The organism is Xanthomonas euroxanthea (genome assembly GCF_900476395.1).
Lineage (GTDB): Bacteria > Pseudomonadota > Gammaproteobacteria > Xanthomonadales > Xanthomonadaceae > Xanthomonas > Xanthomonas euroxanthea.
The window spans coordinates 1,296,326-1,309,756 of record NZ_UIHB01000001.1; the positions used below are offsets into that span (position 1 = coordinate 1,296,326).

The 13,431-nt window shown below is 67.1% G+C and carries 5 protein-coding genes; all 5 read left to right on the forward strand.

Annotation, left to right across the window (positions count from 1 at the left end):
• Positions 1-391 precede the first annotated feature (391 nt).
• The 5 genes from CPBF1521_RS05790 (at position 392) to pbpC (ending at position 13,291) form a co-directional block, all read left to right on the forward strand.
• Positions 392-5,293, forward strand: a complete 4,902-nt coding sequence (locus tag CPBF1521_RS05790; protein WP_181901102.1) for an alpha-2-macroglobulin family protein — start codon at positions 392-394, stop codon at positions 5,291-5,293.
• A 343-nt stretch (positions 5,294-5,636) separates the two neighbouring features.
• Positions 5,637-8,756, forward strand: coding sequence for a TonB-dependent receptor (locus CPBF1521_RS05795; RefSeq protein ID WP_115676305.1), 3,120 nt, complete (start codon positions 5,637-5,639; stop codon positions 8,754-8,756).
• A gap of 143 nt (positions 8,757-8,899) precedes the next feature.
• On the forward strand, positions 8,900-9,847 hold the full coding sequence (locus CPBF1521_RS05800; protein ID WP_181901103.1) for a glycerophosphodiester phosphodiesterase family protein: 948 nt from the start codon (positions 8,900-8,902) through the stop codon (positions 9,845-9,847).
• A gap of 136 nt (positions 9,848-9,983) precedes the next feature.
• Positions 9,984-10,760, forward strand: coding sequence for a CPBP family glutamic-type intramembrane protease (locus CPBF1521_RS05805; protein ID WP_235858398.1), 777 nt, complete (start codon positions 9,984-9,986; stop codon positions 10,758-10,760).
• A gap of 110 nt (positions 10,761-10,870) precedes the next feature.
• Entirely contained in the window at positions 10,871-13,291 is a 2,421-nt protein-coding gene (gene pbpC, locus CPBF1521_RS05810) for a penicillin-binding protein 1C (RefSeq protein ID WP_115676306.1), read from the forward strand.
• Positions 13,292-13,431: the final 140 nt, after the last annotated feature.

Here is a 13,431-nt window from a genome sequence, read left to right on the forward strand (position 1 = left end):
CGAACAATGCACGCCACGCCCTGTTTGCGCCCCTGCACACCGACCATCTCGACGGGTCCTTGCCCGCCCACCGTCGCGGGCTCTTACGCGGCATGGATGCCGCGTAAGAGCCTACAGAGACGTACTTGCGGCGTGTCCCGCGATGGTGGGCGGGCAAGGACCCTGCAGCCAAGCGGCAACTCAGCGACCTGCCATGGACCGGCGTCAAACCACTGCGCTTACCGTCGGTCGGGCACGCAGGTGCCATCGCAGCGCTGGCCAGGTGGCGCATCATCGCCGCCCATCGGCAAGTCCCTGCGTCGCCTCATGCCGCCATCGGTGACGTGAACGGCATCGCTATACTTACGTCCTCAGTCATGGGGTAGCGCGAATGGACAGCAGGGAATCAGGGATGAGGTGGTCGGGCACGCGGCGGATGTTGCTGTGGGTGGTATTGCTGTGCGTGGCGATCGGCGCGGTGGCGTGCAAGCGCAACGAAAGCGGCCAGTTGCCTGCCGCCAGCGGCGAGGCGATCAAGGCCGACAAGCAGGCGATCACCGGTTTTGCGCTGGCGCGCGCCTATCCCGACCAGACCAGCGACGGGCTGTCGCTGGCGCTGGAATTCTCGCGGCCGCTGGTCGGCACCCAGGACTTCGATGCGCTGGTGCGCTTCGAGGAAAAGGTCGGCACCGGCGACAGCAGCTGGACGCTGTCCGACGATGGCAAGACGTTGCGCTACCCGTACGTGGAAGCGGCCAAGGACTACACCGTGCTGGTCGACGCCAACCTGCTGGCGGCCGATGGCAGCCGCCTGGGCAAGCCGCTCAAGCAGAAGGTCTACACCGGCGCGCTCAAGCCGGTGGCCGGGTTCGCCTCGCAAGGCAGCGTGCTGCCGGCGCGCGAAAGCCGCGGCCTGCCGGTGGTGTCGGTCAACGTGCCGGAAGTGGACGTGGAGTTCCTGCGTGTGCGCGAGAAGTCACTGCCGGCGTTCTTCCAGCAGTTCCAGCGCGGCGGCCGTCGCGGCAGCTGGGAGCTGGAGAGCGAATACAACGACAAACAACCGCTGTCCAGGCTGGCCGAGCCGGTGTACGTCAATCGTTTCATCCTGGGCGGCAAGCAGAACGAGCGCGTGCTGACCTACCTGCCCACGCAGGACATCAAGGAGCTGCAGGAGCCGGGCCTGTACTTTGCGGTGATGAAGCGCTCCGGCAGCTTCGAGAACGAACAGGAGACGGCGTTCTTCACCGTCAGCGACATCGGCCTGCATACGCGCGCCTACAAGGACAAGCTGTTCGTGCACACCGCCTCGTTGCAGAGCGGCGAGCCAATCAAGAACGTGGAAGTGCGCATCCTCGATGCCAAGGGCGAGCTGTTCCTCAAGGGTGCCACCGACGGCAACGGCAATGCGCTGCTCAACTACACGCTCGATGCCGGCCATGTGCTGGTGGCGCGCAGCAAGACCGATATCTCGGTGCTGCCGTTCAACCAGCCGGCGCTGGACCTGAGCGAATTCGCGGTGGCCGGGCGCGAAAGCGCCTGGTTCGACGTGTTCGCCTGGGCCGGCCGCGACCTGTATCGCCCCGGCGAGACCATGCGCGTGTCGGCGATCCTGCGCGACAACGACGGCAAGCCCACCAAGCCGCAGCCGGTCTTCCTGCGGCTCAAGCAGCCGGACGGCAAGACCTTCCGCGAGACCCGGCTGCAGCCGGGCGAGCAGGGCTATTTCGAGTTCACCCAGCAGATTCCGGCCGATGCGCCGACCGGTCGCTGGCAGGTGGAATTCCGCACCGATCCGGCCAGCAAGGACGCCGTGCAGGGCATGAGCGTGCGCGTGGAAGAGTTCCTGCCCGAACGCATGAAGCTGGATCTGGACAGCACACAAAAGACCCTGAGCGCCGGTCAGCCGTTCACGCTGCTCGCCAATGCCGCGTACTTGTACGGCGCGCCGGCCGACGGCAACCGCTTCACCGCCAAGCTGGCGGTCAGCGTCGAGCAGCATCCGCTCGCGTCCTTGCCGGGCTGGTTCTTCGGCGACCCCACGCTGGAACTGCCGCGCGAGGCCAAGGACGTGATCGATACCACGTTCGGCAGCGACGGCGTGTTGCGCGAAGACATTGCGCTGCCGGCCGAAGCCAGGCCGGTCAGCACGATTGCCGCGGTGGTCTCGGGCAGCGTCTACGAGACCGGCGGGCGCACCGTCACCCGCACCGTCAAGCGCGTGCTGTGGCCGGCCAAGGCGCTGGTCGGCGTGCGCCCCTTGTTCGACGACAAGGACGGCACCGATGCCAATGGCACCGCACGCTTCGAACTCACCCGCGTGGATGCCGATGGCAAGCCGCAACCGGCCAAGGGCCTGAAGGCCACGCTGGTGCGCGAGCTACGCGACTACCACTGGAACTACACCGACGACCATTGGGATTACGACTTCACCCGCCGCTTCGAGAACAAGGACACGCGCACGCTCGACATCGCCGGCGGCAACGCCAAGCTCGAGTTTCCGGTGGAGTGGGGCGAGTACCGCCTGGACGTGTTCGACCCGGCCACCGGGCTGACCACACGCTACCCGTTCCGCGCCGGCTGGAGCTGGAACGACGAAAACCGCGGCCTGGACGCGCGCCCGGACAAGGTGAAGCTGGCGCTGGACAAGACCGGCTACCGCGCCGGCGACACGCTCACCGTCACGCTGACCCCGCCGCATGCCGGCAAGGGCGTGTTGCTGGTGGAAAGCGACAAGCTGCTGTACGTGCAGGACATCGACGTCAAGCCGGGGAGCACGTTCGACATTCCGGTCACCGAGGCCTGGGAACGCCACGATGTGTACGTCACCGCGTTGGTGTTCCGCGGCGGCAGTGCGCCGAGCAAGATCACCCCGGCGCGCGCGGTGGGCGTGGCATATGTGCCGATGGACCGCAAGGCGCGGCGTGTGGCGGTGGGCCTGGCTGCACCCAAGCAGATGCGCCCCGAGCAGGCCTTGCCGGTGACGGTGAGCGTGCCGGAGCTGGCCGGCAAGGCGGCGCACGTGACCATCTCGGCGGTGGACGTGGGCACCCTCAACATCACCCGCTTCCCGGTGCCCGATGCCAATGCGCAGTTCTTCGCGCAGCGACGCCTGGGTACCGATGCCTACGATATCTACGGGCGGGTGATCGAAAGCTTCGAAGGCGCCAGCGGCAAGCTCAAGTTCGGCGGCGACATGGCGCTGGAAGCCTTGCCGCAAGCCAAGCGCCCGACCGCGCGCGTGCAGACCGTGGACCTGTTCTCCGGCTCAGTGAAACTCGATGCCCGGGGCAATGCGCGCGTGCAACTGCCGGTGCCGGATTTCAACGGCACCTTGCGGGTCTCGGCATTGGTGTATTCGGAGACGCGGTTCGGCAATCAGTCCATGGAAACCGTGGTGCGCGCGCCGATCCTGGCCGAGGCCAGCATGCCGCGCGTGATGGCGCCGGGTGACCGCAGCACGGTGACGCTGGACGTGCAGAACTTCACCGGCAAGCCGGGCGAGTTCAACGTGCGCGTGGACGGGATCGGCCCACTGGCCATCGCCGAGGCCGCGCGCAGCGTCAAGCTCGGTGTGGATGCCAAGCAGACGCTGAGCTTCCCGCTGAGCGCCACCGAAGGCTATAGCGTGGCCAAGGTGCGCGTGCGCGTGGACGGCAACGGCTTCAAGGCCGACCGCAGCTACGACCTGCCGGTGCGTGCCGGCTGGCCGCAGGTGCTGCGTGCGCAGACGCGCGTGCTCGATCCGCTGGCACCGATCAGCCTGGACAGCGGCTTTGCCGATGGCCTGATGGCCGGCTCGGTGACCGCGCGCATGGTGGTCAGCCCGCTGCCGCCGATTCCGTTCGCCAGCGCCCTGCAGGGTGCGTTGGACTACCCGTACGGCTGCGCCGAGCAGACCACCAGCAAGGGCTACGCCGCGCTGTTGCTCGACGACGCCACCGCCCGGGCGCTGGGCACCAAGGGGCTGGAGGCGGCCAAGCGCCGCGAGCGCATGGAAGGCGCGTTCGGTCGCCTGGCTTCGATGCAGATCGCCAGCGGGCATTTTTCGATGTGGGGCGACGACGGCTACGTCAATCCGGGCCTGACCCCGTACATCGCCGAGTTCCTGCTCGATGCCAAGGACGCCGGTTTTGCGGTGCCCGACAACGTGCTGCAGAAGGCGCTCAATCGGCTCAGCGAGGACCTGCTGTCCGGCGGCAACGAGTTCTACGGGCAGGATCGCCGCGACAGCCTGAAGTTCGCCAACCAGGCCTGGTCCGGCTACGTGCTGGCACGCGTCAACCGCGCCCCGTTGGGCACGCTGCGTGCGCTGTACGACAACCAGCGCGACAAGGCGCTGACCGGTCTGTCGCTGGTGCATCTGGGGGCGGCATTGTCGCTGCAGGGCGACACCAAGCGTGGGCAGGCGGCGATCAAGGCCGGTTTTGCCAAGGACAGCAGCGAACGCCCGTCGTACTTCGCCGATTACGGCAGCGCGATCCGCGACGATGCCTTGATGATGGCGCTGCTGCACGAGCGTGGCCTGTCCAGGCCCGAGTACGACACCCGCGCTGTCGCGCTGGGCCGTGCACTGGATGCACGTCGCGCCACCGGCTGGCTGTGGCTGAGCACGCAGGAGCAGGTGGCTCTGGCGCGCTTGGGCAAGGCCTTGATGGTCGGGCAGGGCAAGCAGGTCTCCGGCACCTTGAGCGTGGGCGGCGAAACGCAGCAGATCGCGCCGGCGCGCCTGTTCGGGCGCAGTTTCGACAGCGCCGCCTTGGCGCGCGGCGTGCAGTTCGCGCCGCAGGGCGAGGCCCCGATGTACGCCAGCCTGGAAGTGGCCGGCATCCCGCGCAGCGCGCCGGAGCCGGACACGCGCACCCTCAGCGTGGAGCGCAGCTGGTACACCACCGACGGCAAACCGTGGACGCCGCGTGCATTGAAGGAAGGCGAGGCGTTGATCGTGCGCGTGGCCATCACCGCCAACAGCGACATGCCCGACGCACTGCTGACCGACCTGTTGCCGGCCGGGCTGGAGATCGAGAACTTCAATCTCGGCGATGCCAAACAGTGGGCCGATGTGGTGGTGGACGGCATCGGCATCAGCGAGCGTTCCAGCGCCGCCGATGTCAAGCACGAAGAGTTCCGCGACGACCGTTATGTGGCCGCGCTGGCGCTCTCCTCGGGCAGCAAGGCGCAGCTGTATTACCTGGTGCGCGCCGTCACCCCGGGCACCTACACGGTGCCGCCATCGTTGGTGGAAGACATGTACCGCCCCGAGCTGCGCGGCGTGGGGCGCAGCACGCCGGCGACGATGACGGTGGTGCAGCCGTAGGGCCGAGCCATCCCTGGCGGGCCACTGAAACTCTCCCTTCTCCCCTCGGGAGAAGGTGCCCCGCAGGGGCGGATGAGGGTACGTGCGAAGCCTCATGTCATTCACCGCCGAGTGGCTTCGCCCCGTACCCTCGCCCCAACCCCTCTCCCGGAGGGGGAGGGGGCTTTCCCGCGTCGCGCAGAAGGTTTTCGCGAACAGCTAACTGCCTGCTTCGCATCCAGCGACACCGTTGCGCGCTGTCTTTTCGATGCGACGCCAGCGACACGCAAGGGTCATTTTTGCTGGCTACGGTGGCGTGCTTTCTCATCGGCGCGGCGTCCTTGCTGCGCGATCCCGGGATTCCATGCAGCGCTCCGATTCGTACCGTTTGCCCCTGTCCGTTCTCGCCGTGGCCATTGCGGCCTGTTCGCCTGCTTTGCAGGCCTACGCAAGCGAGCGCGCGGCGATTCCAGCCGACGCCTCAGCTGAGGCGTCTTCTACGGCGAGGGGCGCAACCGCGAGCCCATTAACGAGCGCAGCTACAGCGAATAATGACGAGGCGACCACGTTCGAAGCGACGGCCAACAGTGACAAGGCTGCCACGCCCGATGCCGACGTTGCGGCTGCAAAGCAACGCTCTGCGTTGTCAGCAGAGGCATCTGCAGATTCCACAGACGCTGCATCGATAGACCCTGCATCGGCTACATCGCCAGTAGCGTCGCAAGGCGATGCAGCCGACCCCGACGCACCGGCCACCACCAGCAAAACCGGCGTGCAAACGCTCGACGCCATGCAGGTCACCGGCGTGCGCCGTGCCAATGCCGCCGCGGTGGAAAGCAAGCGCGCGGCGACCAACATCACCGATGTGATCAGCGCCACCGATGTGCGCGCCTTGCCCGACAGCACCATCGTCGAAGCACTGCGCCGCGTGCCCGGCCTGTCGGTATTGCCGGCCACCGACAACGAACATCCGCGCGACGAGGCTGCCACACCGGTGCTGCGCGGCCTGGGCCCGTCCTACAACAACGTCACCATCGACGGGCTGACCATCGCCTCGCCCGGCACGCCAAACGGCACGCTCGGCTCGATCACCCGCGGCGTGCGGCTGGATCTGCTGCCGGCATCGATGGTCAGCGAGTTGCAGGTGGTCAAGACCTTCACGCCCGACCTGGATCCCAATGCGACCGGCGGTGCGATCAACCTCAAGACACGCAGCGCCTTCGAAAACGGCGGCAAGCCGTTCTTCAGCGCCGAAGCCGCACTCGGCCACGCCAACGATGTCGGCAAGCCGCGTGATCAGGACGACCCCGGCTATCGTTTGAACGCCACCGGCAGCCGCACCTTCGGCAGCGAGCAGCAGTACGGTTTTACGCTGTCGGCCAACTACCAGACGCTGAGCAGCTACACCGAAACCCACATGACCACCGACACGGTGCATTACGGGTTCTACGACAGCAACGGCGTGCTGCAGACCGGCGCCAATCTCGGCAATGGCTGGGCGGTGCCGCAGCAGGACAAGTACTGGTACGTGCAGAACCAGCGCGACCGTTACGGTGTCACCGGCAAGTTCGAGGTGCATCCCAGTGCCGCGCTCGAGGCCTATGCAACGACCGGTTACTATTATTTCAAGGACAACATGGAGCGCAACGAGGTCATCATCGACCCGCGCAACCGTGGCCAGGTGTTCAACCAGACCGCCACCTCCGGCAGCTACCCCGGTGGCGACATCGAAGTGGGCTACTCGAACCAGATCGTCACCACGCGCACCAAGGTCGCGCAACTGGGCACGATCTGGCGGCCCACCGACCGGCAGCAGTTCTCCGCGCGCGGGGCGTGGTCGGATGCGACCTACGACGAGCCGATCCGCATGATCAAGTACGCCACCGGCATCACCCGCGCCGCGCCGGTACCGGTGGGCCAGACCGGCAGCGGCGTGACCGTCAATGCCACGCCCGATTACGCGTTCAACTACGACACCTCCGGCTTCGACCAGCGCTTCGGGGTGTCGCCGCAGGCCTACAATGATCTGGGCAACTACAGCCTGTCGTACTGGCGCCCGGACTACAAACGCACCGCCGCCGATCGCATTCTCACCGGCCGGCTCGACTATGGGTTCAACCAGGGCGAGAGCGACCAGGGCATCGGCTTTGCGGCAGGCGTGTCGTATACCACCGATAAACCGTCCTACGATATCTATCGCGTCGAGTACCAGCCCAATACCAGTGCGCCGGCGTTGGGCCTGGCCGATGTGGCGGGTACCGGCAGGGCGCCGATGCGCTATGCCGGCCTGAACCTGATCACCATCGATCCCGACAAGGCCAATCGCGCGTTGGCCGCCACGCCGCTGAGCGCGTTCAACAGCACCGACCAGCAGGCCTTCAGCAACCAGGACAACTTCACCCATACCGAAAAGACCTTCGGCAGCTATGGCTTGGTCAGCTACCGCAGCGAGCGTTTCAACGTGCAGGGCGGCCTGCATTTCGACAGCACCAGGCTCAACACGGTCGGCCGCCAGCGGCAGCTGGATACGGCGACCAATCGCTATGTGTATGTCGATAACCCGACCAACGCGGACTACGATTATCTGCTGCCCTCGGCCATCATGACCTACCACCTGAGCGATGCATTGGACCTGCGCGCCGGCGCAAGCCGTACGCTTGGCCGCCCGCCATACGATGCGTATGCGGCGCGCACTTCGATCGGCTTCGTCAACACCGCCGATGCCGGCAACCCGAATGCGCAAGGCGTCACCGTCACCATCGGCAACCCGGACATCAAGCCGCGCGTGTCCAATAACCTGGATCTGTCGCTGGAATGGCGCGTGCCCGGCGACTTCGACGCGTTCGCGTCCGCGGCCGTGTTCGACAAGCGCATCCAGGACGAGATCTTTACGCTCTCGCGCACCGACAGCTTCAGCTTCGACGGCACCACCTATGCCAACGCGCTGATCAGCACGCCGGCCAATGCTGCCAAGGCGCGCATCCGCGGTGTGGAATTCAACGGCATCGTCAACACCCTGGCGCCGATTGCACCGTGGTTGAGTGGGGTCGGTTTCAGCGCGAATGTTGCGGTGCTCGATGGCAGCCTGGATGTGCCCTACAGCGTCGGCAGCGGCAGCAACGTGCGCCAGCGCGAGCGCAAGCTCGACAACCTGGTCGGCCAGCCGGACTACACCGCCAATGCCACGCTGTTCTACAACACCGGCGGGCTGGAGCTGCGTGCGGCCTACAATCGCCAGGGCAAGGCCTTGCGCGCCATCGTCAGCAACATCGACTGGCAGGATCTGTACTGGTCGCCGCGTTCGCAGCTGGATTTCACCGCCACCTATGCGATCAGCAAGCAGCTCAGCCTGATCGGCCAGGTCAGCAACCTCACCCACAGCCGCATCACCAGCGTGACTGGGCCCGGGCAGAACCTGCTCAAGGACAGTTATTCGGTGCCTACGACCTACTGGTTCGGCCTGCGCTTTACGCCGACGCTCTAAGCGGCGACCGTACTGCGGCAAGCGGACGTCGGCAGATGCAGCAAGCGAGGTCTACGCATGGCAGCCCTCGCATCGTCTGCCTGCCGCGCGCCCCTGACGAAAAGCGCAGTCATTCTGTTACTTCCTACAAGCGGAGTTGTTCGATGACCTTACGTTCTGTCGCCGCCGTCGCGGCCATGCTGGGCGCGGCGCTTGTCGCCCCTGCCAGCGCAGCACCTGGCGGCGTCGCCGCGATCCAGGCCCGGCTGAGCAATCCCGGCGGCGGTATCGTGGTGGTGGCCCATCGCGGTTGCCATGCACCGGCACCGGAGCATGGTTTCAAGGACAGCGCACCGGAGAATTCGCTGGCCGCACTGGAGCGCTGCATCGCCATCGGCGCCGACGTGATGGAGACCGACGTGCGCCGCGCCGCCGATGGCACCCTGGTGATGCTGCACGACGCCACCGTGGACCGCACCACCGACGGCACCGGCAAGCTGTCAGAGCTGACCCTGGCCGACCTGCAAAAATTGCGGCTGCGCAGCGACGAAGGTGGCGCGCAGGCGCCGCTGACCGACCAACGCGTGGTCACGCTCGAGCAGATGCTGGCCGCCTCCAAGGGCCACATCCTGCTCAACCTGGACGTCAAGGATGCGATCTACGTGCAGGTGGTCGATGCGGTTGCCCGTGCCGGTATGCAGCACCAGGTGATCGTCAAGGCCGAAGCCGGCATCGCCACGCCGCCACTGGCCGCGATGCTGCCGTTCGACAAGGTCTATTTCTTCCCGATCCTGATCAACGCACATAGCACTGCCGATCTGGCGGCGATTGCCACTGCGCAGACGCGCAACGCACATCCGGCTGCGTTCGAGCTGCCCAGGATGACCGCAGCGCAGTTGCCGGCGCTGGCGGCGGTCAGCAAGGCGCACAAGGTGCGGCTGATGGTCAACTCGTTGTGGGACGGCTTCATTGCCGGCTACGGTGGCGACGCCGATGCGGTGCGCGACCCGGACAAGGTCTGGGGCCGCCTGTACCGCGATGGCGTGTCGATCATCCAGACCGACGCGCCGGAAGCCTTGCTGCGTTATCGCGCCGCGCTGGAGCAGCAGTAGGCGGCCCATTGCATTGCGGCAGGCAGCTGGCGCGCGATGCGAACCGAATCTGGTCGCGCCACATCAACCCCGGACGCTGCGCCGATGTCGCCGCCAGCGGTATAGTCACCCGCTGTTTGCACGCAAGGACGTCTGCATGCCGCTCGATACACCCCCGCGCCGTGTCGGTCGGCATGCGGTCTGGTTGGTGGTGCTGCTGGTCGCGCTGCAGGTGCGTGATGTGGCCAAGGCCCTTGGTTTTCCAATCCCGAAAATTCCGGTGCCCTACGGCGGCGGGATTGCCGACAATCTGCTCAGCGTGGTGGTCGTGCTGGTCGCAGCGGCATTGCTGCGTCCTGGCATGCCAGGCGAACTCGCGGCGCGTCTGGGGCTGCGCTGGAACGGCATACGTGGCCCTGCGCTGACGTTGCTGGCCACACTGCCGTGCTGGCTTGGGCTGTGGACGCAGTCCAGCTCGGTCGGTACCGACGATCTGCTCGGCCTGCTGTGGCTGGCACTGCTGTTTCCGCTGGCCGAAGAAATCGTCTTTCGCGGTTTCGGCTTCGTCTTTGCCTGCCGTGCGCTGGCATGGCGCCCGGCGATCGCCGCGCTGGTGCAGGCGCTTGTGTTTGGCGGCGTGCATTGGCTCGGGGCCGGCGGTGGAGGTGGCGAGGCGTTGTTGATCTTCGCCATTACCGGTGTCGGTGCGCTGTTGTTTGCCATCGTGGACGCCCAGGATGGCTACACGATCTGGAGCGGATGGGTGTTGCATGTCTCGCTCAACGCGGCCTGGACCGTCTTTGCAGTCTCCGATTCGGCGGCCAGTGGCTGGCTCGGCATTGCGTTGCGCTTGTCTGCGGTGTTCCTGGCGATGGGCTTGTTGCGGTTGTTTGCACGGCCGCCTCGCCCGCTGCGTGCGGCGGGCGTGGGCTAGCGCGCGTGTCCTCGCGTAAGGCAGCAGCGTGCAGCAACGTTGATCGCGCGTTGCCACAGCATGCCGCGCGATAGTGGCCGAAATGCGTTTTGCCCTGCATCCTTGGCAGGATGGATGAGCAGCAGCACGTGCAGGCAAGGACCGACCGGACGCAGGAACGCGCCGCTGGCGACGATGGTGTGGCCCGGCATGGCCGCCGCTGGCTGACAGGGCTACGCTGGGGCGCTGTAGCACTGCTGTCTGCCGTGTTGCTGCTGGACCTGGCCTTCCCGCTGCCACTGCCCAAGTCGCGCGACACCTCCACGCTGGTGGTGGCACGCGATGGCACGCCGTTGCGCGCCTTCGCCGACCGCAACGGGGTGTGGCGCTATCCGGCCAGCCCGCAGAGTGTGTCGCCGCTGTACCTGCAGGCGTTGCTGAACTACGAGGACCGCTGGTTCTGGCGCCATCCCGGGGTCAATCCGTGGGGCCTGCTGCGTGCCGGCGGGCAGTGGATCGGGCAGGGGCGCATCGTCTCCGGCGGCTCGACGCTGACCATGCAGGTGGCGCGCATTCTCGACCCGCATACGCGCACACCGTGGGGCAAGGCCAAGCAATTGTTGCGCGCGCTGCAGCTGGAAGCGCACCTGAGCAAGCGCGAGATTCTGACGCTGTATCTGGAGCGCGCGCCCTACGGCGGCACCATCGAAGGCGTGGAAGCGGCCAGCTGGGCGTATCTGGGCAAGCCGGCCAAGGCCTTGTCGCAGGCCGAAGCCGCATTGCTGGCGGTATTGCCGCAATCGCCCAGCCGCCTGCGCCCGGATCGCCATCCCGAGGTCGCGCAACGCGCGCGCGACAAGGTGCTCGACCGCATGGTGGAGCTGGGAGTGTGGTCGCGCGCGCAGGTGGACGATGCGCGGATCGAGCCGGTGGTGACGCGCTCGCTCACACCACCGTTGCATGCAGCCTTGCTCGCGCAGCGGCTGCACGGCGCGCAACCACGTGCAGCGCGCATCGTCACGACGCTGGATGTCGAACTGCAGCGCACCCTGGAGGAGCGCGTGGCCACCTATTTCTCGCAGCTGCCCGAGCGCACCTCGGCCGCCTTGCTGGTGGTGGACAATGCCAGCATGGAAGCGCGCGCGTATGTGGGTTCGGCCAGCTTCGGCGATCGCAAGCGGCTGGGGCATGTGGACATGGTGCAGGCCTGGCGCTCGCCCGGGTCCACCCTCAAGCCGTTTCTGTATGGCATGGCCCTGGACGATGGGGTGATCCACTCCGAAAGCCTGTTGGTGGATGCCCCGCAGAGCTTTGGCAGCTACCGGCCCGGCAATTTCGATGCGGCCTTCAATGGCCCGGTGAGCGCGGCGACGGCGTTGCGGTTGTCGTTGAACGTGCCGGCGGTGGACCTGCTCGACCGGATCGGCCCGGCGCGGTTTGCCGCGCGGCTGTCCAATGCCGGCATCGGCCTGCGTTTCGCACATGGCAGCACGCCGTCGCTTGCATTGATATTGGGCGGCACCGGTGCGCAACTGCAGGAGTTGGTCGGTGCCTTTGCGGCGCTCAATCGCGGCGGCATCGCCGGGCGCGTGCGCTACACGCCGGCCGATCCGCGCATCGAGCGCCGGCTGATGTCGCCGGGCGCGGCCTGGATCGTGCGCGAGATCCTGCAGAGCAATCCGCGCCCCGGGTATGGCGGCGGGACCTTCGACACCACTGCGCGCCCGGGCGTGGCCTGGAAGACCGGCACCAGCTACGGCTACCGCGATGCGTGGGCGATCGGCGGCACGCGCCGCTACACGGTCGGGGTGTGGGTGGGGCGGCCGGACGGCACGCCGCTGCCCGGCCAGTACGGCGCCGTCACCGCGTTGCCGTTGATGTTCGAAGTCATCGACGCCTTGCCCCGCAGCGCCGGCGACAGCGCGCCGGTGCCGATGCCGCCCACCGTGCAGGCGCTGGCCATCTGCTGGCCGCTCGGCGGCGCGGCCGATCAGACACCACCGGCGCAATGCGCACGCCGCGCCGACGCCTACGTGCTCGATGGCGCCGTACCGCCCACCTTTGCCGAACGCGATGCGCGGCTATGGCACGGCGGGCAGCTGCATTTCGATGTGGATGCGCGCAGCGGGCAGCGGTTGTCGCAGGAGTGCAGCCAGCCGCATCAGCGCGTGCCGCAGGCCGTGGCACGCTGGCCGGCGTTGGTGTCGCCCTGGCTCAGTGCGGCCGAGCGCAAGGCCGCGCAATTGCCACCACTGGCCGCGGACTGTCTGCCGGATGGACGCATGACCGGTGGCGGTGTGCTGCGGATCGACGGGCTGAGCGATCGCGCCACGCTGGCGCGTGCCAACGCCGCATCGCGCCCGGTGCGCCTGCACCTGCGTGCCCTGGGCAGCGATGCGCGCATCGACTGGTTGCTGGACGGCCGCTGGATCGCACAGACCAACGGACGCCAGGGATTTCAGCGCGATTTCGCGGAAGTCGGCACGCATACGCTCACCGCAATGGCCAGCGACGGTGCCTGGACACAGCTGCGCTTTCGCGTATTGCGCTGACCGGGTCGGTAACGGGCATGTGCGGTGGCCGGCAACCCCCGTAGGAGCGCACCCGGGCGCGACAGGGCATTCCCGGTAACGCCCCGTCGCGCCCGGGTGCGCTCCTACGCAGCGCTTGGGCGGCACAAAAAAAACAGGCA